Source organism: Bradyrhizobium huanghuaihaiense (genome assembly GCF_007830635.1).
Classification (GTDB): domain Bacteria; phylum Pseudomonadota; class Alphaproteobacteria; order Rhizobiales; family Xanthobacteraceae; genus Bradyrhizobium; species Bradyrhizobium huanghuaihaiense.
The window spans coordinates 102,456-127,047 of record NZ_VLLA01000005.1 but is presented as its reverse complement, the minus strand read 5'-3'; the positions used below and the strand labels follow the sequence as shown (position 1 = coordinate 127,047).

General features: G+C 64.7%; 22 protein-coding genes. 10 read left to right on the top strand and 12 right to left on the bottom strand.

Translation table 11 applies throughout. The features are described 5' to 3' along the window. Nucleotides 1-50 precede the first annotated feature (50 nt). Complete coding sequence (locus IQ16_RS13320; RefSeq protein ID WP_018645694.1) at nucleotides 51-2,339, top strand: arylsulfatase; 2,289 nt, start codon at nucleotides 51-53, stop codon at nucleotides 2,337-2,339. Nucleotides 2,340-2,462: 123 nt separating this feature from the next. Here the strand turns inward: IQ16_RS13320 and IQ16_RS13310 are convergent, their stop codons facing one another. The 3 genes from IQ16_RS13310 to IQ16_RS13300 form a co-directional block, all read right to left on the bottom strand. Continuing rightward, the gene (locus tag IQ16_RS13310; RefSeq protein ID WP_018645695.1) at nucleotides 2,463-3,029 is read right to left on the bottom strand and encodes an invasion associated locus B family protein; all 567 of its coding nucleotides are present in this window, start codon (nucleotides 3,027-3,029) and stop codon (nucleotides 2,463-2,465) included. 63 nt (nucleotides 3,030-3,092) lie between these two features. Beyond that, entirely contained in the window at nucleotides 3,093-6,239 is a 3,147-nt protein-coding gene (locus tag IQ16_RS13305) for a multidrug efflux RND transporter permease subunit (protein WP_018645696.1), read from the bottom strand. Beyond that, entirely contained in the window at nucleotides 6,236-7,408 is a 1,173-nt protein-coding gene (locus IQ16_RS13300) for an efflux RND transporter periplasmic adaptor subunit (RefSeq protein WP_145831503.1), read from the bottom strand. The genes IQ16_RS13305 and IQ16_RS13300 overlap by 4 nt, the downstream gene beginning before the upstream one ends. A 389-nt stretch (nucleotides 7,409-7,797) precedes the next feature. On the opposite strand from IQ16_RS13300, the gene IQ16_RS13295 reads away from it, so the two are divergent. From IQ16_RS13295 to IQ16_RS13270, 6 genes are all read left to right on the top strand, one after another. Beyond that, nucleotides 7,798-8,037, top strand: coding sequence for a hypothetical protein (locus IQ16_RS13295; RefSeq protein ID WP_018645698.1), 240 nt, complete (start codon nucleotides 7,798-7,800; stop codon nucleotides 8,035-8,037). A gap of 227 nt (nucleotides 8,038-8,264) precedes the next feature. Then, on the top strand, nucleotides 8,265-10,667 hold the full coding sequence (locus IQ16_RS13290; RefSeq protein ID WP_018645699.1) for a TonB-dependent receptor: 2,403 nt from the start codon (nucleotides 8,265-8,267) through the stop codon (nucleotides 10,665-10,667). 2 nt (nucleotides 10,668-10,669) lie between these two features. After that, entirely contained in the window at nucleotides 10,670-11,359 is a 690-nt protein-coding gene (locus IQ16_RS13285; RefSeq protein WP_018645700.1) for a Fe2+-dependent dioxygenase, read from the top strand. Then, nucleotides 11,356-12,330 carry a tonB-system energizer ExbB gene (gene exbB / locus IQ16_RS13280; protein WP_018645701.1) on the top strand — a complete coding sequence of 325 codons (975 nt, stop codon included), beginning with the start codon at nucleotides 11,356-11,358 and terminating at the stop codon, nucleotides 12,328-12,330. The genes IQ16_RS13285 and exbB overlap by 4 nt, the downstream gene beginning before the upstream one ends. 3 nt (nucleotides 12,331-12,333) lie before the next feature. Continuing rightward, nucleotides 12,334-12,798 carry a TonB system transport protein ExbD gene (gene exbD, locus IQ16_RS13275; RefSeq protein ID WP_018645702.1) on the top strand — a complete coding sequence of 155 codons (465 nt, stop codon included), beginning with the start codon at nucleotides 12,334-12,336 and terminating at the stop codon, nucleotides 12,796-12,798. 9 nt (nucleotides 12,799-12,807) lie between these two features. Continuing rightward, on the top strand, nucleotides 12,808-13,656 hold the full coding sequence (locus IQ16_RS13270; RefSeq protein ID WP_026312419.1) for a TonB family protein: 849 nt from the start codon (nucleotides 12,808-12,810) through the stop codon (nucleotides 13,654-13,656). On the opposite strand, the gene IQ16_RS13265 is transcribed toward IQ16_RS13270, so the two are convergent. From IQ16_RS13265 to IQ16_RS47495, 4 genes are all read right to left on the bottom strand, one after another. Continuing rightward, complete coding sequence (locus IQ16_RS13265) at nucleotides 13,644-14,066, bottom strand: hypothetical protein (protein ID WP_018645704.1); 423 nt, start codon at nucleotides 14,064-14,066, stop codon at nucleotides 13,644-13,646. The genes IQ16_RS13270 and IQ16_RS13265 overlap by 13 nt on opposite strands. Before the next feature lie 63 nt (nucleotides 14,067-14,129). Further along, nucleotides 14,130-14,810, bottom strand: a complete 681-nt coding sequence (locus IQ16_RS13260; RefSeq protein ID WP_026312420.1) for a site-2 protease family protein — start codon at nucleotides 14,808-14,810, stop codon at nucleotides 14,130-14,132. 67 nt (nucleotides 14,811-14,877) lie between these two features. Continuing rightward, nucleotides 14,878-15,495: a LysR substrate-binding domain-containing protein gene (locus tag IQ16_RS13255; RefSeq protein WP_347340199.1), complete on the bottom strand. Its 618-nt coding sequence runs from the start codon at nucleotides 15,493-15,495 to the stop codon at nucleotides 14,878-14,880. After that, complete coding sequence (locus tag IQ16_RS47495; RefSeq protein WP_347340198.1) at nucleotides 15,437-15,742, bottom strand: LysR family transcriptional regulator; 306 nt, start codon at nucleotides 15,740-15,742, stop codon at nucleotides 15,437-15,439. Before IQ16_RS47495 ends, IQ16_RS13255 begins: the two co-directional genes overlap by 59 nt. 89 nt (nucleotides 15,743-15,831) lie before the next feature. Between IQ16_RS47495 and IQ16_RS13250 the strand changes: the two genes are divergently transcribed. After that, nucleotides 15,832-16,740: a DMT family transporter gene (locus tag IQ16_RS13250; RefSeq protein WP_018645707.1), complete on the top strand. Its 909-nt coding sequence runs from the start codon at nucleotides 15,832-15,834 to the stop codon at nucleotides 16,738-16,740. 2 nt (nucleotides 16,741-16,742) lie between these two features. Here the strand turns inward: IQ16_RS13250 and IQ16_RS13245 are convergent, their stop codons facing one another. The 5 genes from IQ16_RS13245 to gntR form a co-directional block, all read right to left on the bottom strand. Continuing rightward, the gene (locus tag IQ16_RS13245; protein ID WP_018645708.1) at nucleotides 16,743-17,135 is read right to left on the bottom strand and encodes a GFA family protein; all 393 of its coding nucleotides are present in this window, start codon (nucleotides 17,133-17,135) and stop codon (nucleotides 16,743-16,745) included. Nucleotides 17,136-17,142: 7 nt separating this feature from the next. Further along, a complete protein-coding gene (locus IQ16_RS13240) occupies nucleotides 17,143-17,889 on the bottom strand; it encodes an SDR family NAD(P)-dependent oxidoreductase (RefSeq protein WP_018645709.1) in 747 nt (248 codons plus the stop codon). Nucleotides 17,890-18,010: 121 nt separating this feature from the next. After that, nucleotides 18,011-18,742, bottom strand: coding sequence for an SDR family oxidoreductase (locus IQ16_RS13235; RefSeq protein WP_018645711.1), 732 nt, complete (start codon nucleotides 18,740-18,742; stop codon nucleotides 18,011-18,013). 131 nt (nucleotides 18,743-18,873) lie between these two features. Then, entirely contained in the window at nucleotides 18,874-20,700 is a 1,827-nt protein-coding gene (locus tag IQ16_RS13230) for an IlvD/Edd family dehydratase (RefSeq protein ID WP_018645712.1), read from the bottom strand. 138 nt (nucleotides 20,701-20,838) lie between these two features. Further along, the gene (gene gntR / locus IQ16_RS13225; RefSeq protein WP_018645713.1) at nucleotides 20,839-21,939 is read right to left on the bottom strand and encodes an HTH-type transcriptional regulator GntR; all 1,101 of its coding nucleotides are present in this window, start codon (nucleotides 21,937-21,939) and stop codon (nucleotides 20,839-20,841) included. Nucleotides 21,940-22,144: 205 nt separating this feature from the next. Between gntR and IQ16_RS13220 the strand changes: the two genes are divergently transcribed. Together IQ16_RS13220 and IQ16_RS13215 are read left to right on the top strand one after the other, a co-directional pair. Further along, on the top strand, nucleotides 22,145-23,212 hold the full coding sequence (locus IQ16_RS13220; RefSeq protein ID WP_018645714.1) for an ABC transporter ATP-binding protein: 1,068 nt from the start codon (nucleotides 22,145-22,147) through the stop codon (nucleotides 23,210-23,212). A 52-nt stretch (nucleotides 23,213-23,264) separates the two neighbouring features. Continuing rightward, nucleotides 23,265-24,584, top strand: a complete 1,320-nt coding sequence (locus tag IQ16_RS13215) for an ABC transporter substrate-binding protein (RefSeq protein WP_018645715.1) — start codon at nucleotides 23,265-23,267, stop codon at nucleotides 24,582-24,584. The last annotated feature ends 8 nt before the right edge of the window (nucleotides 24,585-24,592 follow it).

Genomic DNA, 24,592 nt, shown 5'->3' with positions numbered 1-24,592 from the left:
GAGCCGCGGGTCAACCGCGGCTCATCGCCGGCTAAAACAGGGAGGGGGAGATGAGCGCAGGCAGCGGCACGCCGTTCCGCGGCACCGTCGGCAAGACGGTTGCGGACTCGAAACCCTGGTGGCCGGAGGCCGTGAAGCCGCCCGAGGGCGCACCGAACATCCTGGTGGTGCTGTTCGACGACGTCGGCTTCTCCGATTTCGGCTGCTACGGCTCGGCCATCAGGACGCCGACCATCGACAGGCTCGCCGCGGAAGGCCTGCGCTATTCCGGCTTCCACACCACGGCGATGTGCTCGACCACGCGCGCCGCGCTGCTCACGGGGCGCAACCACCATTCGGTCGGCGTCGGGTGCCTCGCCAATTTCGATTCAGGCTATCCCGGCTATCGCGGCAAGATCGCGCGCGAGGCGGGGACGCTCGCCGAGATGCTGCGCGTGCACGGCTACCGCAACTACATGGTCGGCAAATGGCACGTCACGCCGCTGACCGAGAGTGGCGCCACCGGCCCGTTCGACGGCTGGCCTTTGGGCCGCGGCTTCGATCGCTTCTACGGCTTCCTCGATGCCGAGACCGACCAGTACGCGCCCGAGCTCGTCTCCGACAACACGCATATTGACCCGCCCGGCACCTACGCCGACGGCTATCATCTGACCGAGGACCTGATCGACCAGGCTATCCGCTTCATCGGCGATCACCATGCCGACCGGCCGGAGATTCCCTGGCTTACTTGGGTTGCGCTCGGCGCCTGTCACGCGCCGCATCAGGCGCCGGCCGATATCATCAGGAGCTACGACGCCGCCTTCGCGCACGGCTGGGACGTCGAGCGCGAGCAGCGTCTTGCGCGCCAGAAGGCGATGGGGCTGGTGCCGCCGGAGACGCGGATGCCGGCGCGCAATGACGGCGTCAAGGCGTGGGAGGAGCATTCGGCCGACGAGCGCCGCGTCTTCACGCGCCTGCAGGCGGCGTTCGCCGGCATGCTCGACCATTCCGACCGGCATCTCGCCCGGCTCGTGGCGTTCCTGGAGACATCAGGCATCCGCGACAACACCGTGATCATCGTGATGTCCGACAATGGCGCGAGCCAGGAGGGCGGGCCGCTCGGCTTCGTCAATGCGATGGGGCCGTTCAACTTCAAGCCGGAGCCGATCGCCGAAAAGCTCGCCCGCATCGACGACATCGGCGGGCCCGACACGCACAGCAACTTCCCGCATGGCTGGGCGATGGCGTCGAACACGCCGCTGCGGCGCTACAAGCAGAACACCCATGGCGGCGGCATCCGCGATCCCTTCGTCATCAACTGGCCCAAGCGCATCGCAGGCAAGGGCGAGCTGCGCCACCAGTTCGTGCATGCCTGCGATCTCACGCCGACGCTGCTGGAGCTGATCGGCATCGAGGCGCCCAGCGAGATCGCCGGCTGTCCGCAGATGTCGCTGGAAGGCGAGAGCTTTGCGCGCTCGATCAATGATGCGTCCGCGCCGTCGAAGAGCTCGCCGCAATATTTCGAGATGTTCGGCCATCGCGGCCTTTGGCAGGCCGGATGGAAGGCGGTTTCCTTCCATCCGTCGGGGACGCCGTTCGAGAACGACAAATGGGAGCTGTTCCATCTCGATGAAGACTTCTCCGAGACCAATGACCTCGGTGCGAAGGAGCCGGAGCGTCTCGCCGCGATGATTGCGACGTGGTGGGCGGAGGCCGAGAAGCACAAGGTGCTGCCGCTCGACGACCGCTTCGGCCCGCGCTTTGCCGAGAACGCCGCGCGCTTCCACGGCGCGCGCCATCATTTCGTCTTCCACGCCGGCATGGGTCACGTGCCGACCGACGTCGCTCCCGATGTGCGCAGCCGCAGCTACACGATCGAGGCCCATGTCGAGATCGAGGAGCGGGGTGCCAACGGCGTGCTGATCTCGCACGGCGATGCGACCTCGGGCTACAGCCTCTACGTCAGGGATGGCCACCTCGTGCACGACCTCAATATCGGCGGCAGCCACCAGATCGTGCGTTCGGACCGCAAGGTGCCGTCAGGCGCGCGCCGGCTTGGCGTGCACGTCGAACGTCTCGTGCGCAGGGAGCCGCCGGCCAAGGGCTCGCGGACCGGCGTCACCGCATACACGCTGCTGATCGATGACGAGCCGGTGGGTTCGCTCCAGACCCAGCTCGGCTTCCACACGCTGATCTCGTGGTCCGGCCTCGACATCGGCCGCGACCGCGGCAGCCCGGTCTCGCATTACGAGGCCCCGTTCGAGTTCGAAGGGCGGCTGCTCCGCGTCACCGTTACAATGCACGACGACCAGAAGCTCGACGGCGATGCCGTCGGCAACGCGCAGATGGCGCGGCAATAGGAGAAACCGGTGTCATGCCCCGCGAAGGCGGGGCATCCAGTACGCCGCGGCCTCTCGGTTCAATCACCGCCGTCTCTGGAATACTGGATCGCCCGCCTTCGCGGGCGATGACAGTGTGCCGCCTTACTTGATCTTGTCGTAGGCCGAAGCGAAATCGCCGAGCGGCATCGGGATGGCGATCGTCTCCTTGGCCATGTTCTGGAAAGAGACCTTCAACTGCTTGCCCGACCGCAAGGCTGTGAGCAGGTCGGCCGCGATCGGTGTCGAGGCGTAGCAGCCGCGGTTCTCGCAGGTCTGGATCTGCAGGTCGACCGTCTTGCCCTCGTCGACCTGGAGCTTGGCGCCGACCGGCAAGTTGAGGCCGAGCGGCAATTGCAGCAGCGCGATCGGCGTGCGGGTGTCGGGAGCGATGCGGATGTTGATCAGGATGACGGTCTGGCCGGTCTTGGTCAGCACCGCGTTCTGCTCCATCGCGCATTCGAGCGGCGCGTCGCGGCTGGCACTGGTGCAGCGGACGATCCAGCCGGACTGTCCGGGACCACCTTCAGCCTGGGGCTGCGTCGGCGCAGGCGCGGGTTGCGCGGCCGGGGCGGGCGCTGCGTTCTTCTTGGCACTCTGCTGGGCATGCGCGGCGCCCGTCGACAACAGGAGGGCCGCGGCGAGGGCGACAAGTCTGGATTGCATGGGCATGGCGAAACCGCGTTGGCGTGAACCGGGGGTCTCGCTGTAGCGTCGCGGGAGCCGCGGCGCAAGCTACTCGGCGGCTTGCTTGACGCTGCCGTGCTCGTGCGTCTCGTGGCCTTCGCCGTCGCCCGAACGGCCCCAGCCCGAGAACCAGTTGTTGAGCTCATCGAGATAGAGATAGACCACCGGGGTGGTGAACAGCGTCAGCGCCTGGCTGACGATCAGGCCGCCGACCATGGCGTAGCCGAGCGGCTGGCGGATCTCGGCGCCGGTGCCGTGGCCGAGCATCAGGGGCACGCCGCCGAGCAGGGCCGCCATCGTCGTCATCATGATCGGGCGGAAGCGCAGCAGCGCGGCCTGGCGGATCGATTCCGCCGGCGTCTTGTGCTCGTCGCGTTCGGCGGCAATCGCGAAGTCGACCATCATGATGCCGTTCTTCTTCACGATGCCGATCAACAGGATGATGCCGATCAGCGCGATCAGGCTGAAGTCGAAGCCGGCCGCCATCAGGATCGCGAGCGCGCCGACGCCGGCCGAGGGCAGGGTCGACAGAATCGTGATCGGATGGATGTAGCTCTCGTAGAGAATGCCGAGGATCAGATAGACCACGACCAGCGCCGCGAGGATCAGCAAAGGCACGGTGCCAAGCGATTGCTGGAACGCCTGCGCGGTGCCCTGGAAGCTCGAATTCAGCGTCGGCGGTGCGCCTAGCTCGGCCATCGCCCGCTGCACGGCTTCCGTGGCCTGACCGAGTGCGGTGCCTTGCGCGAGATTGAAGCTGATCGTGATCGCCGGGAACTGGCCCTGGTGGCTGATCGAGAGCGGGCGGACCGGATCGGTGGACCAGGTCGCGAAGGTCGACAGCGGGACCTGGTCGCCGGTCAGCGGCGATTTCAGATAGAGCTTGTTCAGGCTGTCGAGATTGCCCTGCAGCTCCGGCAGGATCTCCAGGATCACCTTGTAGGTGTTGAGCTGGGTGAAATACTGAGTCACCTGCCGCTGTCCGAACGCGTCGTACAGCGTGTCGTCGATCAGCTGCGGCTGGATGCCGTAGCGCGATGCGGTATCGCGGTTGATCTTGAGCTGGACCGTGGTGCCCTGCGTCTGCTGGTCGGTGGCGACGTCGCGCAGCTCCGGCAGCGTCTGCATCTTGGCGAGGATCTTCGGCGCCCAGTCGTTGAGCTCGGCAAGATCGGCGTCCTGCAGGGTGAACTCGAACTGCGTGCGCGTCGGCCGGCCGCCGAGGCGGACGTCCTGGGCCGCCTGCATGTAGAGGCGGGCGCCCGACACCTTCTCGAGCTTGGGACGCAGCCGCGCGATGATCTGCTGCGCCGAGGCCTCGCGCTGGTTGCGCGGCTTCAGCGTGATGAACATGTTGCCGTTGTTGCCGGCGCGGCCGCTGCCGCCGATGTTCATCGCGATCGTGGCGACGTCCGGGTCTTCCATCACGATCTTGCCGAGCTCGACCTGGCGGCGCTGCATCTCGGCGAACGAGATGTCCTGCGAGGCTTCCGAGGTCGCGGTGATCAGGCCGACGTCCTGCTGCGGGAAGAAGCCCTTCGGGATCAGGACGAACAGGTAAATCGACAGGCCGAGCGTGGCGAAGAAGATCGCGAGCGTGGTGCGCCGCCAGGCGAGGGCATGATCGAGCACGTATTCGTAGCCGCGCAGCATCGAATCGAAGGCGCGCTCGCTCCATTGATAGAAGCGGCCGTGCTGCACCTCGCCATGGGCGCGCAGGAAACGCGAGGCCATCATCGGCGTCAGGGTCAGCGACACGAACATCGAGACGAAAATGGTCATCGCCAGCACGACCGCGAATTCGCGGAACAGGCGGCCGATGATGCCGCCCATCAGCAGCAGCGGGATCAGCACGGCGACCAGCGAGATGCTGATCGACACGATGGTGAAGCCGATCTCCTTGGAACCGCGGAAGGCCGCCGCCATCGGCGATTCGCCTTCCTCGATGTAGCGCGTGATGTTCTCGAGCATCACGATGGCGTCGTCGACGACGAAGCCGACCGCGATCGTGAGCGCCATCAGCGACAGATTGTCGAGCGAATAGCCGACGACCCACATCAAGGCGCACGCACCCAACAGCGCCAGTGGAACCGTGACGGTGGGGATGACGGTGGCCCAGAAGCTGCGCAGGAAGATGAAGATGACCATGACCACGAGGGCGATGGTCAGCAGCAGGGTGAACTGAACGTCCTCGACTGCGGCGCGGATGGTGGTGGTGCGGTCGCTGATGAGCTCGATCTTGATCGCGGGCGGGATCGCCGCCACGAGGCGGGGCAGGGTCGCCTTGATCCTGTCGACCGTCTCGATGACGTTGGCGCCCGGCTGCTTGAAGATCACCAGGAATACGCCGCGCTTGCCGTTGGCCCAGGCCGCCTGCTTGGCGTCTTCGGCGCCGCTGACCGCCTGGCCGATGTCGCGGATGCGCAAGGGGCCGCCGTTACGGTAGGCGATGATGACGTCGTTCCAGTCCTTGGACTGGGTCAGCTGGTCGTTGGCATAGATGGTGTAGGCGCGTTTCTCGCCGTCGATATTGCCCTTGGGGCTGTCGACGGTGGTGATTGCGATCTGGCTGCGCACGTCCTCCATCGACAGGCCCTTGGCGACGAGCTTCGCCGGGTCGACCTGGATGCGGATGGACGGCTTCTGCTGGCCGCCGATGAAGACCTGCGCCACGCCCGAGAGCTGGCTGATCTGCTGGGCGAGCTGGGCGTCGACCGCGTCGCTGACGCTGGTCAGAGGCAGTGTCTCCGAGGTCGCCGACAGCAGCAGGATCGGGGCGTCGGCCGGGTTGACCTTGCGGTAGGTCGGCGGCGAGGGCAGGTTCTTCGGCAGCTGGCCGCTGGCGGCGTTGATGGCGCCCTGCACATCGTTGGCGGCGCCGTCGATGCTGCGGTTGAGGTCGAACTGGATCGTGATCGACGCGGTGCCGAGATAACTCGTCGAGGTCATCTGGGCGATGCCGGGGATCTGGGCGAACTGGCGCTCCAGCGGCTGGGCCACCGACGAGGCCATCGTCTCGGGGCTGCCGCCCGGCAGATTGGCGGTGATCTGGATGGTCGGGAAGTCCACCTGCGGCAGCGGCGCGACCGGCAGCAGGGGATAGGCGACGAGACCGACGAAGAGGATGCCGGCCATCAGCAACGAGGTGCCGATGGGATAACGGATGAAAGGTGCCGAAATCCCGCCCTCGGTCATTCCCGTCGTACCTTGTTCTGCGCCGGATCCGAACTTGCCACCGCCGTCGAGACGAGGCTTCCGGGCTGCACCTTGAATTGACCGCCGGTGATCACCTGCTGTCCGGGCGTGAGCCCTTCGTCGACGACCGAACGGCCGTCGATGGCGTAGCTGACCTTGATCTTGTGCACTTCGGCCTTGTTGTCCTGATTGACGGTGTATGCGTAGAGGCCGTTGGTGGAATGCTGGACCGCGTCATCCGGAACCACGGTCGCATCCTTCAGCGTCCGCACCAGAAGGCGGGTCGAGACCGACTGTCCGGGCCACAGCGTGTGGTCCTTGTTGTCGAACACCGCCTTGAGCCGAATAGTCCCGCTGGTGGTGTCGACCTGGTTGTTGATGACCGCGAGCTTGCCCTCGGCCAGCGTCTTCTTGCCGTCGGTGGTGAAAGCGATCACCTTGAGCGCGCCGGCCTTTTGGCCTTCGCTGATGTAGGGAAGCTGGTCTTCCGGCGCGGTGAAGATCACCGAGATCGGCTCGACCTGCGTGATCGTGACGATGCCGGTCTGTGTCGAGGCGTTCACGATGTTGCCGACGTCGACCTGGCGCAGGCCGGCGACGCCGGTGATCGGCGCCTTGACCTGGGTGTAGTCCAGCTGGGTCTGGGCGTTGGCGATTGCGGCCTCGTCGGCGGCGATCTGGGCGGTGAGCTGGGCGACGGTGGAGCGCTGGGTATCGACCCGCTGTGCGGTGGCGAATTCGCCGAGCTTCATGGCGCGCTGGAGCTCAAGGTTGGCATTGGCCAGGCTAGCCTCGTCCTGTGCCTTCTTGGCCTTGGCCTGGTCGAGTGTGGCTTGATAGGGGCGGGGGTCGATCGAGGCCAGCAGGTCGCCTTCCTTGGCGATCTGGCCTTCGGTGAAGGCGATCTTGTCGATCTGGCCGTCCACCCGGGTGCGGACCTGGACGGTGTTGAAGCCTTGAACCGTGCCGAGACCGGTCAGATAGACCGGGAAATCGACCTTCTGGACCGGCGCCACGCTCACGGGAATGGCGGGCGCGCGCGGCGGACCTTTCTGTGCTGTCTGGGATTTTCCGGCGTCCGGCGAGCCGTATTTCTGCCAACCATAGTAACCCGCGGAGGCCACGGCCGCGAGGATCAGAATCCAGAGGATCGGCCGTGTTTTTTTCATGTCGGCTCGTGTCGGCTCTTGTGCCCTAGGTTACGAATTTTGGGGCAATCGTAGGGTTCCAGGGCGTTTGTATAATACACGCCAAGTTCCAGTGTAAACAGCACTATCGGGTGAGAAATCTAAACAATTGGAAAGCTTTGCACCGCCTAGGCAACGCACTGGCGCGCCGGTGTGCAGTGCTGCATTTTCCTGCCGCGAGCGATCAGCGAGTAAAAATCAGGGCAATGCTCGCGGAGGATGTTGCGCGCGCGGCGGGACTGGCGAAGCATCTTGGTCAGGCCGTGGGGATGCGCGCTTTGCGAGAACGGTTCTAAATTGCGCCGGCCGCGTTTCGGTTGTCAGGAGAATCGGCATCGTCCATATCGGCGCCGCCACAAGGGGAGCGCAGGATGGACGAACTGAACGGCAAGCTGATCGCGTGCCAGATTCTGATCACGGGATTGATTGCGCGCGTTGCCAACGAGCAGCGCGATCCCTTGCGCTTCCTCACGGACTTCCGCGACGAGATCAAGGCCGTGGTCAATGGCGTCAACATCACCGGCATGGACAGCACCGATCGTGTGCGCGCCGTCGCGCAGAAGACCGTCGACGAATTGTTCTCGCTGATGAAGCCGCCGAGCAGCGATTGATGCTGTGAGCGCCACCGCTGATTTCGCGGTATTTTTCGCGCGCGCTTTAGAATGAGTCCAATCTAACTTTAGAACCGTTTCAAACTTCAGTTTAGAATCGTTTTGATCTGGACTTATTCAAGGGTTCTCGCGGCTTGCGCGCATTGACCCACTATTTTGCCGCCGATACCAACAGCCCAATCGCTCGTCGAAGTGAGTGAGCGAACATGAAGATGGGGCGTGTTGTAATGGGGCAGGTGGTCGCACCGAAGTCGTTGCGTTCGGTGGCAGCGTTCGATCCGGTGGATGAAAAGTCTTCGGGCATTTCCGGCAAGAAGGTCTCGGCGGTCGCGAGCTTGATCGCGGTGGCGTCGGTCTCGAGCGGCGCAGAGGCGCAGCAGTCGAACCTGCCGCCGGTGACGGTCGATGCTCCGGTGCAGCGGCCGCGTCCGACGGCGTCGAAGCCGACACCTGATCAGGTCCGCGCGCGCAACGCGCTTCGCCGCGCCGCGCAGCGGCAGCAGGCGTCCCAGCAGGCTGCTCCCGCGGCACCGGCCGGCGAAGCGGACCGTAATCCCTATTCCGATCCGGCCGCGCCCTACAAGGTCGACCACGTCCAGGCTTCGGGCAAGTTTCCCGAGAAGATGCTGAACACGCCCAAGTCCATCACGGTGCTCAGCAAGGAAGTGCTCGAGGACAAGAACGCCACGACGCTGAAGGAGATCGGGCGCTCGACCGCCGGCGTGACGCTCGGCTCGGGTGAAGGTGGCAACGCGTTCGGCGACCGCTTCTTCATCCGCGGCTTCGACGCGCGCAACGACGTCTTCATCGACGGCATCCGCGATCCCGCGGTTTCCATCCGCGAGAACTTCTTCACCGAGCAGATCGAGATCCTGCGCGGCCCGGCATCCTCCTATGCCGGCCGCGGCACCGCCGGCGGCGCCATCAACATCGTCACCAAGCAGGCCGGCGACCGCAACTTCCAGCGCATGGATACCGAGTTCGGCACCGACCGGACCAAGCGCGTCACGATCGACGTCAACCAGGTGGTCGATCCGACCTTCTCGGTGCGCACCGGCGGCCTGTTCCAGGACGCCAATGTCGCAGGCCGCGATTACGTGACCGACAATCGCTGGGGCACCTTCATCTCGACCAAGTACACCCCGACCAACGACATCAAGATCACGACGAACTACGTCCACACCGACCTCAGCGGCCTGCCGGATTTCGGCGTGCCCTATTACAAGCAGGGCAACGTGCCGGTGACGTCGGCGGGCATTCCGCGCGGTAACTGGTACGGCTTCCTCAACCGCGACTTCCAGACCGCGCGGCAGGATTTCGGCACCGGCACGATCGAGTACAAGGTCAACGAAGCCATCACGCTGACCAGCAAGGTGCGCGGCGAGCACTCGCTGCTCAACTACATCGGCACGCTGCCGCAGAACCCGGTGACGATCAGCGGCAATCCGCTGCTCTGGACCACGACGGCGAGCGCGCAGAGCCGCTACCAGAACGTGGACGTGTGGGCCAATCAGAACGAGGCCACGTTCAAGCTCGACACCGGCGGGGTCAAGCACACCGCGGTGTTCGGCGTCGAATATTCGAACGAGAACATTTCGATCGACCGCTACGCCGGCCTCTCGTCGGAACTGGCCGGCTCGCCCTTTACGAGCACGGGGGCCATCTCGGGGGTCAATGTCTATTCCCCTCAGTACACCTATCTCACCGGCTTCGGCACGCCCTCGCTGGTTGGAAACCCGACGCGCTACGGCGTCAACACCAGCAGCGTGTATGTCATGGATACCGCGAACTGGCAGGACACGATCATCGTGAACGGCGGCGTGCGCTACGACGGCTACAGCCAGAGCGCGTCGAACAATTCGAACTATGTGAAGCAGAACGCCGATCTGGTGAACTACAACGTCGGTCTGGTCTACAAGCCGATGTCGATCGGCAGCGTCTATGCAGCCTATGCGACCTCGGCCAATCCGTTCGGTTCGGAGCTGGACGCGACCGGCACCGACTACGGCGGTGTTCCCCCCAACTCGACCCTCTTGCTCGGGCCAGAGCGCAACAAGGCAATCGAGCTCGGCACCAAATGGGAGCTCGCCGATCGCCACCTGCTGGTGACCGGTGCGCTGTTCCAGACCACCAAGGACAACGCGCGCGAGACCGTCAACGGCCTGCTGACGTCGGGCGCTGCCTACAGGATCCAGGGCATCGACATCGAAGCCGAGGGTAAGATCACCGATCGCTGGAGCATCTTCGGCGGCCTGGTGCTGATGCAGTCCAAGGTCACGCAGAGCGGCGTCGCCTCGAATCTCGGCCTGCAGCTTGCCAACGTTGCCCATCAGTCGTTCAGCATGTTGACCAAGTACAAGTTCGACGACGGCTGGGAGCTGGGCGGCCAGGCGGTCTATCGCTCCAAGGTCTATGGCGGCACCTTCGCGGCCAATACCAACGAGCTGCCGAGCTATTGGCGTTTCGATGCGTTCGTCGAAAAGAAGATCGACAAGAACTGGACGATGAAGTTCTACGCGCAGAACCTGACCAACAAGCTCTATTACGACTCGTTCTATCGCAGCAACGTACCGTTCGTGGCGGTCGCACCGGGCCGGGCCTTCTACCTCGTGACGACGGCGAAGTTCTGATCATGTTGACCTGCCTGCCTGGCATCCTGAGCAAAGATGATGTGGCGGATTTCCGCCGCATCATGGACGCCAGCGCGTGGGAAGACGGCCGCTCCACCGCGGGCGCGCAGTCGGCCATGGTCAAGCGCAACGAGCAATTGCCGCCGGACGGCGAGGTCGCGCGCAAGCTCGGCAACCGCATCATCTCGGCGCTGACGTCGAACCCGCGCTTCATCGCGGCGGCAATCCCGCTCCAGATCTTCCCGCCGCTGTTCAACCGCTATGCGGCGGACAGCGGCCACCATTTCGGCCTGCATGTCGACAATGCGATCCGAGGCGACCGGCTGACCGGCCTTCGCATCCGCACAGACCTGTCGGTGACGCTGTTCCTCGCCGAACCGGAGGAATACGACGGTGGCGAACTTGTGATCGAGGACACCTACGGTTCGCACGAAGTCAAGTTGCCAGCCGGCGACTGCGTGCTCTATCCCTCGACCAGCCTCCACCTCGTCACGCCGGTGACGAGGGGAACGCGGGTTGCGTCTTTCTTCTGGCTTCAGAGCATGATACGGGACGATCAAGCCCGGAGCATGATCTTTGACCTCGACACCGCGATACAGGCGCTGGTGGAACGGCTCGGGCGTGACGATCCCGAAACGGTCAAATTGACGGGTATCTATCACAACCTCATTCGCTACTGGGCCGAAGTATGAAGACCACAACCTTCCAAGCCAGCCTTGCCGCAGCCGTCCTTCTGGCGGCCACCTGGCTCGCATCACCTGTTTCCGCCCAGACACAAACCCAGCCGGCCGCGCCGGCACCGGCCCAGAAGGCTCAGCCTGCTGCACCCGCTCCGGCGGCAGCGCCGTCGGCGCCGGCGGCTGCGCCCGTGACCGCCCCCATGGCGGCGGCTCCCGCGGCCCCCTCGGCCGCCGCGGCTCCGACGGCCGCCGCACCGGCTGCGAAGTCCGAGGCTGTATCCACCGCGCCCGCCATGAAGGAATTGTCGCCCTGGGTGATGTTCATGTCGGCGGACGTCATCGTGAAGGCGGTGATGATCGGTCTCGCCTTTGCATCGCTGATGACCTGGACGGTGCTGATCGCGAAGTCGATCGAGCTGTCGGTCGCCTCGGCCAAGCTGCGTTCGGCCCTGAAGAAGGTCGCGGAGGCACGCTCGCTCGCCGAAGCGCAGATGGCGCTCGGCGCCAAGGAGGGCATCCTGCCGTCGTTTCTGGCGGCGGCGCTGCGCGAGGCGCGGATGTCGGCCGGCTTGTCCAGCGATGCCGGCATCAAGGAGCGTGCAGCCTCTAGCTTCCAGGAGATCGTGCGCGCGGAGGCGCGGCGCATCCGCATCGGCATGGGCGTGCTCGCCACCATCGGCTCCACGTCGCCCTTCGTCGGCCTGTTCGGGACGGTCTGGGGCATCATGAACAGCTTCATCGGCATCTCGAAGTCGCAGACCACGAACCTCGCCGTGGTCGCCCCCGGCATCGCCGAGGCGCTGCTCGCCACCGCGATCGGCCTCGTCGCCGCCATTCCCGCCGTCATCATCTACAATCACTTCTCGCGCGTGACGAAGGGCTATCTCGAGCTGGTCAGCCGGGCCTCGGGCGCGGCGGCGCGGCTGCTCTCGCGCGATCTCGACCGCAGCCACGGCAGCGTGCATTCGCGCGCAGCGGAGTGAACCATGGCCGTCTCGCTCACAGACAATGATGACGACGACGATTTCTCGGAAACGCATGACATCAACGTCACGCCGTTCATCGACGTCATCCTGGTGCTGCTGATCATCTTCATGGTCGCAGCGCCGCTCTCCACGGTCGATCTGCCGATCGACCTGCCGACCTCGAGCGCGATACCGCAGAAGAAGCCGGACAAGCCGACCTATCTCAGCATCAGACGCGATCTGACGATCGCCATAGGCGAGGAGACCGTCCACCGCGCCGAGCTCACCATGACCCTCGACTCCATGTCCGACATGAGCAAGGACAAGTACCTCTTCCTGCGCGCCGATCGCTCGGTGCCTTATGGCGAGCTGATGGGTGTCATGGAGCTGTTGCGCTCCGGCGGCTACACACGAGTGAAGCTGGTTGCACTCGAGGGGCCTCCCACGGCGGCGGGAACGCCTGCCGCGGGCCCTGCGCAGCCTTAGAGGTCAGTCATGTCTGACGCCGAGCTCGAACCCAGATCGTTGCGAAAGCTCTGGATATTGCCTGTCGCCCTTTGGACGCTGGCTGCCGTCGCGGCGGTCGCCCTCCATGTGGGTGGCGCTGCGCTCGCGCTCGCAAATCTGAAGGCCGACGACAGCGAGGAAGGGCTGGGGGCTGCGGGAGCGGAGTTCGCGGTCGAGATGACGTCGCCGCCGCCGCGCGAGACCGATATGCCGCCCGGGCCTGTGGACTCCGAAGAGCAGGAAGAGCGGCCGGAGATGCCCGAGCAAAAGGCCGAGGTCAAGGAGACGGATCTTCCCCAGGACCGACCGCAACAGGTCGAGGAGGCCGATCGGCTCGTCACCGAGAACAAGCCGAAGAAGGAGCAGGACGACGATCCCAAGATCGCCGCCGTCGAAACGCCGGCCATGGAAGCCGCGCAGAAGTCGATTGCGATGGAGCGCCAGACCTTCGAGGACGCAACCCGCGAGGCCGAGAAGGCCATGGCGCCGGTGATGGGTATCGGCAAGGACATCCTGAAGGTGACCGCTGACTGGAACCGCAAGATCAGCGCGCATCTTTCGGCGCACAAGGTCAATCCGGAAGGCAAGGACCCCAATAACGAAACGGCCAAGGTGAGCTTTGCGCTCAACCGGATGGGCAACGTGCTGTCGGTCGATATCGTGACGTCATCAGGCGACAAGGCCTACGATGCCGCCGCGATCGCCATGGTCCGCAAGTCCGACCCGTTCCCGCAGCCGCCGGCCGCGCTGACAGAGGATCGGATCGAACGCACCGTCGACATCGTGTTCAAGCCGGCGGACGAGAAGAAAAAGAAGAAGTCGGCTCAGCGCCAGTAAAACCGGATCCCGACATAGACGACCACCAGGCAGGCGAAGATCAACGCCACCGGCAACGGCCGTTTCTGGGTTCCAGCGGCCGTGCCAGTCCCGAAAAAGCCGGTCGTCCTCGGCTTCGGTGCCGGGCGCCGGAAAGCGGTAACATTGTCCGCCGCCGGCTCAGCCTGGCGGGGGCGGACATCGGGCGGTGTTCCGCCGCCGCCCATTTCAGCATAGTAGGCCTTGTAGATCGCGGCGATGGTGGCCTCGGTGGCCTCGCCCTCGCTCATCCGGGCCAGCAGGTTCTTGTAGCTGCTGAGGAACTCCTGGGCTTCCGGAGGCAGCGCGGATGCCCCGTTGAGCTTGGCCATCATCTTCCAGGTGGCGAAATCGGCGCGGGCACGGGTGTCCGCGCGTCGCGCGATCAGCATATCGGCAGCTTTGACCAAGTCGGCCTCTGGCCCTTCGGCGTGTGTTCGGAGCGGTCTGTTCAACTACGCATTGCCGGTCAGGAAGAGAACAGCCTGAATCACATAACCGGTCAACGTTCGCAGTATTGCTGAAATAACATCAAGATTTAGACCGAACTGCGAGCCCGCGAGCGGCAGCAGGATCAACAGGCCGATCAGGATCAGCATACCGAACGGCTCCAGCCGGGCCAGCGGCAAAGCGAGGGGGCGGGGCAGTAGCCCGACCGCGACGCGGCCGCCGTCGAGCGGCGGGATCGGCATCATGTTGAAGACGGCCAGGATCGCGTTGATGACCAGCGCATTCTTGAGATTGTCGAAGATCCACTGCGCCGACGCCGCCGGCGCCAAGGGCAGGGCGTGAAGGGCGAGGGCTGCCGCGAGCGCCAGCAGGATGTTGGTCGCGGGCCCGGCCAGCGCCACCCAGACCATGTCGAGCCTGGGGTTGTTGAGTTTGCGGAAATTCACCGGCACCGGCTTGGCGTAGCCGAACAGGAACGGCGAATGCGCAAACAACAGCATCGCCGGCAGGATCAGGGTGCCGAACGGGTCGATGTGCTTGATCGGATTGAAGCTGACGCGGCCGAGCTGCCAGGCCGTGTTGTCGCCGAGACGATGCGCGACGAAGGCGTGCGCGGCCTCATGGAAGGTGATGGCCAGGACCAGCGGCAGCACCCACACCGAAAGGTCATAGAGGGAAATGTTCACGGCTCGTCTATCCCGGTTTGCTTGCGGCCTTGCAGCCGTCCAGCCGAACCGGCCGTGCAGCAACGCTTCAGGGCAGGATATGGGACGCCGGTTGCGAAATCCCAAGCTGTAAATGATCGGCCAGCAGGGCCGCCGGACGCGACAGGTTGCGTGCGCGGTGGAGGCGGATGTCCGCTCCCGGCAGCGGCGGCAGGCCGTCCGATAGGATATGCAGGCGGGAAGGCAGGGTGCGGGCTTTTACGACCGTAATCGCAAGGCCCTGCGCCGCGATCGCTTCCACCGCCGCAAGCGTGCGGCTGACAAAGGCGAGGCGCCAGGGCATGCCGGCGGCATCGAGGGCGTCCGCGGCCCATTGCCGAAACAGGCAGCCAGGCGGGTAGAGCGCGACGGGTAGCGTGTCGTGTGGCCGGACCGAATATGACATCGCGGCGGCCCAGACCGCCTGCTCGCGCCGTAACAGTTCGCCATCGCCGTGTCCCTCCGGATGCATGGCGATGACCAGATCATAGGCCTCGCCGAGCCGTGCCGGCATCGTTGCCGTCAGCCCGGTCTCGATTTCGACCCGGATCTCCGGATGGCTTTTGGCGAATTGCGCCAGCAATGGCGGAATGACGACCGTACCGTAATCATCCATCACGCCGAGACGGACCACGGCTTCGCGCTTGCGTGGGCGGAGCGCATCCACGGCCTCTGCATTGAGGTCGCAGCCGCTTTGCATAGACGAGGAGTTCATCGCCCGCCGGGGTCAGCACGACGCCGGCCCTGGTGCGTTGGAAAAGTTTTGCGCCGAGCCGCTCTTCCAGGCGCCTGATCTGGACGCTGACCGCCGATTGGGTCCGGTTGAGCGTCGTGGCGGCGCGCGTGAAGGATCGATGCTCGGCGACGGCGGCAAACGCCTTCAGCAGATCAGGATCGAGAACGGGTGAGCTCATGACGAAAACTTATCCTGGCATGACGGAAATTCCATTCCCTGTTTCGGCGCGCCTCCTATGCTGCTTTCAAAGCATTACCGGGAGGAAGCGTGGGCGAGATTCTTGGCGTTCTGGCCGCGGTGCTGTCGAGCGCGCTGGGCGGGACTTCGATCGGCGCGACGCGCTATCTCGTGGGCGACATCGATCCGCTGGCGATCGGCTCGTTCCGGTTCGGCATCGGCTTTCTGCTGCTGTTGCCTCTCACGCTGTTGCGCGGTGATCGCTGGCCGGAGCGAGGCGACTGGGCCGCCGTCGTCGCACTCGGCATTCTGTTCTTTGCGTTGTTCCCGATCCTGTTCAATGCGTCGCTGATCTTCACGACCGCCGCGCGCGGCGCGCTCGCTCTGTCGACGCTTCCTCTGTTGTCGCTCGTGATCGGAGCCGCGCTCGGCGCTGAAGCCCTGACCTGGCGCAAATCGATCGGTGTCGTGATCGCGACGTCTGGCGTTGCGGTCGCACTGCTCTTCGACCTCGCCTCGGCGCCGTCAGGCGCCTGGCGCGGCGATCTCCTGATGATGGCGGCTGCGCTGTGCATGGCGCTCTACGGCATCTGGTCAAAGCCGCTGATCCGGCGCTCCGGTCCGATCGCGTTCACGACCACGAGCATGGCGGCGGGCGCGGTCTGCCTGATCCTGCTCTCGTATGTCCGCGGCAGCTTTGCGCCGGTCGCAGGCTTCGGCACGCCGCAATGGCTGGCGGCTGCCTATCTCGGTGCCTTCGGCGCGGCGCTGACTTTCTATCTCTGGGCCTTCGCGCTTGAGCGCACGACGCCCACGTGCGTCGCGATCTCGGTGACGGTCAATCCGATCACCGCGTCGCTGGTTGGCGCTTGGCTTTTGAACGAGCCGCTGCGCTGGAATCTGGCTGTCGGCATCGTCGCGGTATTCGCCGGGATCTGGATCGCAACGACGAGCGGGCGCACTCAGCCGGCAAGTGCGCCTGCGTCAGATCAGGCCTGACGTCAAGCAGGGATCGTTCCCGGATATTGCGTCAGACCATCATCGAGCTTCACCCAGGCGAGCTTCTCGCTCACCCAGATGTGCTCGGTCGGCGCAAAGGCGTTGCGGTCGTCGAAGGTCGCAAGTGCCACACCGGCCAGCGTGCCGTTGCGGCGCCAGGCGAACAGCCGTGTGCCGCACTGCTTGCAGAACACGCGGTCGATGTTCTCCGATGACGCGTAACGCCCGGTCTCGCCCTCGACGGTGAGCGCACGCTGGTCGAACTGCGCGCGGGCAAAATAGGGCGATCCCATTGCCTTCTGGCAGATGCGGCAATGGCAGATGCGGACGTTGAGCGGCTCGCCCTCCGCCTTGAACCGCACCGCGCCGCACAGGCATCCACCTTCCCGGGTCATGATCGCCTCAATAAGTTGCGCGCCCGCCGGAGATGTCGAACACGGCGCCGGTCGAGAAGCCGCAGTCCTCCGATGCCAGCCAGCTCACCATCGCGGCGAGCTCTTCGACCTGCACGAAGCGCGCTTTTGGGATTTTCGACAACATGAAGTCGATATGCTGCTGTGTCATCTGGTCGAAGATCGCGGTCTTGGCAGCCGCCGGGGTCACTGCGTTCACGAGAATGTCGTGCGCGGCGAGCTCCTTGCCGAGCGACTTCGTCAGCGCGATCAGGCCGGCCTTGGATGCCGAATAATGCGATGCGTTCGGGTTGCCTTCCTTGCCGGCGATCGAGGCGATGTTCACGATCCGCCCGTATTTCTGCTTGAGCATTTCAGGCACGATCGCCTTGCAGACGATGAAGGGGCCGTCGAGGTTGATGCGCAGCACCTTGCGCCATTCCTCGAGATCGGTCTCCCAGACCGGCTTGTTGACGCCGGCGATGCCGGCATTGTTGACGAGGATGTCGATCTTGCCGAAGGCCTTGAGCGTTGCATCGCGCGCCTGCTCGACGGCCGCGGTGTCGGTGACGTCGACCTTGAAGACTTTTGTCTCGCCGCCGATCTCTTTTGCGGTTTTCTCGGCCAGCGCGGCGTCGAAATCCCAGATCGCGACCTTGGCGCCGGAGGCGACGAAGCGCTCGGTGATGGCGCGGCCAAAGCCCTGCGCGCCGCCGGTGACGACAGCGACGCGGCCGTTGAGGTCGATCTTGTTCATCGAGAAACCCTCCCTATCCCTCATGGTGAGGAGCGCGCACTTGGCGCGCGTCTCGAACCATGGAGCCCGTGGCCCATCCCTCGAGACGGCGCTCGCGCGCCTCCTCGGGATGAGGAGCTGATCAGAGCATGTAGCCGCCGTCGACGACGAGGTCGACGCCGGTGGTGAAGGCGCTCTCGTCGCTGCCGAGATAGATCGCCATGTTGGCGATCTCCTCGGCGGTGCCGAGCCGGCCCATCTTCTGGCGGGAGATGAACATCTCCTTGCCCTGCGGCCCCTGCGCGGCGGCGCGGTCGAGCATCGAGGGGGTCTCGACGGTGCCAGGGCAGATCGAGTTGCAGCGGATGCCCTTGGTGATGAAGTCGAGCGCGACCGCGCGCGACAGCAGCGACACGGCCGCCTTCGACGAGCTGTAGACGTAGCGGTTCGCCGGCGGCCTCAAGGCCGCGCAGGACGAGATGTTGACGATGCTGCCGCCGCCGCCCGCAATCATGTCGGGCAGGAAGGCCCTGATGGTCCGGTGCATCGACTTGACGTTGAGGTCGAACGAGAAGTCGAAATCCTCTTCCGAGCATTCGAGGATGGTGCCGTGGTGCACGAAGCCGGCCGCGTTGAGCAGGATGTCGATCTTGCCGACGCGCTTGGCGAAGGCGTTGACGTCGGCGGTGTTGCGAACGTCGAGCTTTGCGACCTCGGCGATGCCTTCCTTGGTCAGGCCAGCGATGCCGGCCTCATTGATGTCGGTGGCGATGACGGTTGCGCCTTCACGCGCGAATGCGATGGCGCAAGCGCGCCCGATACCCGCTGCCGCAGCCGTGATGACGGCGCGCTTACCCTTGAGGCGGTCTGCCATTTTGTTTTTCTCCTTTGAAATTTTTGTCGTCATTCCGGGATGCGCCGCAAGGCGCAGGCCCGGAATCCATATTCCCGATCGTGGTTATGGATTCCGGGCTCGCGACTGCGTCGCGCCCCGGAATGACAGTGTCAGTGATTATCCCGCGCCACACCAAAGGTGCCGGCGACGTTCTGGTAGCGCGTGGCGAGCTCCATGCAGGCGCCGGTCGATTGCTGGCCGACGGTGTTGCGGTAGATCTCCTGCCACGGCGTCTGGTTCGGCGGATGCTTGAAACCGCCATTGGCCTTGAGCTCGGCGTGGCGCTTCTTCAGCTCCTCATCCGAGATCAGGATGTTGGCGCTGCCCTTGTTGAGGTCGATGCGCACCTTGTCGCCGGTCTTGAGGACCGCAAGCCCGCCATTGGCGGCGGCCTCCGGCGACGCGTTCAGGATCGAGGGCGAGCCCGACGTGCCGGACTGACGGCCGTCGCCGATGCAGGGCAGGGACAGGATGCCACGTTTGATCAGCGCCGCCGGCGGCTGCATGTTCACGACCTCGGCGCCGCCGGGATAGCCGATCGGCCCGGTGCCGCGGATGAACAGCACGCAGTGCTCGTCGATGCCGAGCGAGGCGTCGTCGATCCGCTCGTGATAGTCCTCTGGGCCCTCGAACACGATGGCGCGGCCTTCGAAGGCGTTGAGGTCCTTCGGGTTGTTCAAGTAGCGATCGCGAAACTCCTTGGAGATCACTGAGGTCTTCATGATCGCGGAATCGAACAGGTTGCCCTTCAGCACCAGGAAGCCGGCATCTTTCACCAGCGGCTTGTCGTAGGCCCAGATCACGTCGTTGTCGGGCTTGGGCGCATCCTTGCAGTTCTCGCCGATGCCGCGGCCGTTGACGGTGAGGGCGTCCTCGTGGATGCGCTTGTGCTTCATCAATTCGCGCACCACGGCCGGCACGCCGCCGGCGCGGTGGAATTCCTCGCCGAGATAGAAGCCGGCCGGCTGCATGTTGACCAGCAGCGGCACGTCGTGGCCGACCTTCTGCCAGTCGTCGATCGACAGTTCGACGCCGATGTGGCGGGCCAGCGCATTGATGTGGATCGGCGCATTGGTCGAGCCGCCGATCGCCGAGTTGATCACGATGCAGTTCTCGAACGCCTTGCGGGTCAGGATGTCCGAGGGCTTGAGGTCTTCCCAGACCATCTCGACGATGCGCTTGCCCGTCTCGTAGGCGATCTGGCCGCGCTCGCGATAGGGGGCGGGGATCGCCGCGCAGCCCGGCAGCGAGAAGCCGAGCGCTTCGGCCAGCCCGTTCATGGTCGAGGCGGTGCCCATGGTGTTGCAATGGCCGACCGAGGGCGCCGAGGAGGCCACGATCTCCATGAACTCCTCATAGTCGATCTCGCCGGCGGCGAGCCGCTCGCGCGACTTCCAGACGATGGTACCGGAGCCGGTGCGCTCGCCGTCGTGCCAGCCGTTCAGCATCGGGCCGCCCGACAGCACGATCGCGGGCAGGTTGACGGTCGCCGCCGCCATCATGCAGGCCGGCGTCGTCTTGTCGCAGCCGGTGGTCAGCACCACGCCGTCGAGCGGATAGCCGTATAGGATCTCGACCAGGCCGAGATAGGCGAGGTTGCGGTCGAGCGCCGCGGTCGGGCGCTTGCCGGTCTCCTGAATGGGGTGGGTCGGGAATTCCATCGCAATGCCGCCGGCCTCGCGGATGCCTTCGCGGACGCGGTGGGCGAGCTCGATATGGTGGCGGTTGCAGGGGGAGAGGTCGTTGCCGGTCTGGGCGATGCCGATGATCGGCTTGCCGGACTGCAGCTCGGCGCGGGTGAGGCCGTAGTTCAGGTAGCGCTCCATGTAGAGCGCGGTCATGCCCGGATTATGCGGGTTGTTGAACCAGTCCTGCGAGCGAAGGTGGCGGCGGGTGCCGTTGCCGGGCGCGTGCCCGTTGGTTGGCTTTTTTGTCATTGTTGTTTTCTCCTGCAATGCAAACGCACTGGCGTCAGTCACCGGCGTAAATCTTGGGCTGTCGGCTTGTGCGATGCCCAACGGCGTGAGCAATGGTCTGCCTGCCCGTTGGCGGGTCGTTTCCTCACAAGTTCGATACTAGTCATGGCTGCTTGGTAACGCTACCATTTTGTTCGGTGCAGCGCCGCCCGACAGGGCGGGCCTATTGTCCGGGTGCCGTGACGACGAGCTTTGCCGCTCGATCACCCTGAAGCCGAGGTCGAGCACCGGCTGCTCCGGGCGCCGTCCCTCGATCGCCTCGATCAGCATGGTGGCGGCCGTCTTGCCCATCTCGTAGCGGTTGGTGCGCACGCTGGTGAGGGTGGGGACGGCGGAGGCCATGAATTCGAGGTCATTGAAGCCGACGATCCCGATCTGCTCGGGGACGCCGATCTCGCGGCGGCGGCATTCGAACAGCACGCCGAGCGCGAGGTCGTCATTGGCGCAGAACACCGCGTCGAGGTCGGGCTCGCGCGCCAGGAGATCGGTGAACAGGGCACCGCCGAGCGTCACCGAGGTCGGCGTCGCCGTCGTGACGACGAAGCGCTGCTCGAACAGGCCGGCGTCCTTCATGGCGGAGACATATCCGTCCAGCCGCCGCTGCACCCTGGGATCCATGCGTGCGCCGACGAAGCCGATCTTGCGGTGACCCTGCGCGAACAGGTGCGCAATCGCCGCGCGTGCTGCATCATAGTGGGAAAAGCCGATCATCATGTCGACCGGATTAGGGCCGATCTCCATGATCTGCACGATCGGGCAGTCGGCCGCCTCCAGCATCGCGCGCGATTCCTCGGTCTGGTCGATGCCGGTGACGATCAGCCCGGCCGGCTTCTGCGCCAGAAACAGGCGCAGCAGCTTCTCCTCCTGGAGAATACTGTAGCGTGTGTTGGACAACTGGATCGAGTAACGGCTGCCTTCGGAGGCGTCGTAGATGCCGCGCAGCACGTCGGAAAACACGTTGTTGGTGAGTGACGGAATCAAGACACCGATCACCTCGGTGCGCTGCGAGGCCAGCGCGCGTGCCGCAAGGTTGGGCACGTAGCCGAGCTCCTTGGCCGCGCTTTCGACCCGCGTCCGCTTGGCCACCGACAGCGCCTCGGGATTGCGGAAGAAACGGGACGCTGTAATCGGGCTCACGCCGGCAAGCTCGGCGACTTCCGCCAGCCGGATTTTGCCTGACTTGGTGCGTTTTCGACCCATTTGCTGCTCTTAGCATAGCCACTGTCGCAAACAAAGGATCGTTGACAGCGCTACCAGCAACGACTAACCAAAGACAAATTGCCAAAGCCGCACAAACTGCCGACAATGTCGCCTGCTATAGCGTGGGCTTCGTTCGGCGAAGTTCGGAAAAACAAGACGGTGGCGGCGCCAGAGTTGCGTCGCCTGAGTCGGAGGAGGGAGCTAGATGTCGTCTGTGCAAATCCGCGACGTGCGGAAATCGTTCGGCAATTTTGAAGTCCTGCACGGCGTCACGATTCCGATCGAGGACGGCCAGTTCGTCGTTCTGGTCGGTCCCTCCGGCTGCGGCAAGTCGACGCTTCTGCGCATGCTCGCAGGCCTCGAGAACATCACCTCCGGCACGATCTCGATCGGCGACCGCGTTGTCAACAATGTCCAGCCCAAGGAGCGGGACATTGCGATGGTGTTCCAGAACTACGCGCTCTATCCGCACATGACGGTCGCCGACAACATGGGCTTCTCGCTGAAGCTGCGGAATGCCGGCTCCGACGAGATCAACAAGCGCGTCAAGCGCGCCGCCGAGATCCTCGCGCTGTCGCCGCTGCTCGATCGCTATCCGCGCCAGCTCTCCGGCGGCCAGCGCCAGCGCGTCGCCATGGGCCGCGCCATCGTGCGCGATCCCCAGGTCTTCCTGTTCGACGAGCCCTTGTCGAACCTCGACGCCAAGCTGCGCGTCGCCATGCGCACCGAGATCAAGGAGCTGCACCAGCGGCTGAAGACGACCACCGTCTACGTCACCCACGACCAGATCGAGGCCATGACCATGGCCGACAAGATCGTCGTCATGCATGACGGCATCGTCGAGCAGATGGGCACGCCGCTCGAGCTCTACGACAAGCCGGAGAACCAGTTCGTCGCCGGCTTCATCGGCTCGCCCGCCATGAACTTCCTCAAGGGCCATGTGCGCGTCAACGGCGTTGCGACCTTCGAGGGACCGAACGGCGTCAAGCTGCCGCTCAAGACTGCGCCTGCGGCCTCCGACGGCCGTCCCGCGGTCTACGGCGTGCGGCCCGAGCATTTCACCATCGCCGACGACGGTGCCGAGGCCGAGATCATCGTGGTCGAGCCGACCGGCTCGGAGACGCAGGTGTTCGCCAAGCTCGGCGGCGAGCAGGTCGTCGCAGTCTTCCGCGAGCGTCACCAATTCAATCCGGGCGACAAGGTGCGGCTGAAGCCCGATCCGTCGCTGGTGCATCTGTTCGACGATGCGACGGGCAAGCGCATGAATGCTTAGCGCACAAGACGACAAGTCATAAGACAACAAAAAGCATTACAGGGAGGACGACATGCAAGACTTTACCCGCCGGTCTCTGCTTCAGGGCGGAACGGCTCTGGCTGCCACCGGCATGCTGACCGGGCCGGCACTGTTCGACTTCGCCAGGGCCTGGGCGCAGAGCGCGCCCTGGAAGGCGGAGCCGGGCGCCAAGCTGACCGTGATGCGGTGGAAGCGCTTCGTGCCGGCGGAAGACGATGCGTTCAACCAGATGGTGGCGGCGTTCAAGGCCGCGACCGGCACCGAGATGAACGTGTTCAGCGAGTCCTTCGAGGACGTGCAGCCGAAGGCCTCGGTTGCGGCCAACACCGGCTCGGGGCTCGATCTCGCCTGGGGTCTGCACACGCTGCCGCAGCTGTTCCCCACCAAAGTCCTGAAGATGAACGACGTTGCCGATTATCTCGGCAAGAAATACGGCGGCTGGACCGATGCGGCGGCCAAGACCTGCAAGCTTGGCGACGACTGGCTCGGCATTCCCGTCGCGACCAACGGCGGCTACATGACGTACCGCAAGTCGGCGCTCGACAAGGCCGGCTTCAAGGAATTCCCGAAGGACTTCCCCGGCTTCCTCGAGATGTGCAAGGCGCTCAAGGCGAACAACACGCCGGCCGGCTTCGCGCTCGGCCATGCCTCGGGCGACGGCAATTCGTGGCTGCACTGGGTGCTCTGGGGCCACGGCGCCTACACGGTCGACCAGAACGACAAGATCATCATCAATTCGCCGGAGACGGCAAAGGCGCTGGAGTATTGCAAGGCGCTGTATGAGAGCTTCATCCCGGGCACGGCGTCCTGGAACGACTCTTCCAACAACAAGGCGTACCTCGCCGGCGAGCTCTATTGCACGGCGAACGGCATCTCGATCTACGTGGCCGCCAAGACCGACGCGACCAAGAAGGAGCTCACCGAGGACACCTATCACGCGCTCTGGCCGGTCGGACCGGTCGGCAAGCCGACCGAGCTGCAGCTCGCGCTGCCGATCCTCGCCTTCAACTTCACCAAATATCCGAACGCATCGAAGGCCTTCGTCGCCTTCATGCTGGAGAAGGAGAACTACGAGAAGTGGCTGGACGGCGCGCAGGGCTATCTGACGCAGACCCTGAACGCCTACGAGTCGGCGCCGATCTGGACCGCCGATCCCAAGAACGCCGTGTTCTCGCAGGCCTCCAAGCGCACGCTGCCGGCGGCCGGCATCGGCACGGTCGGTGAGAAGGCGGCGACCGCGATCGCCGATTTCATCGTCGTCGACATGTTCGCCAACTACTGCACCGGCGCCAAGGATGCGAAGGGCGCGATGGCGGAAGCCGAGCGCCAGCTGAAGCGAATCTATCGCTGACGGTCACG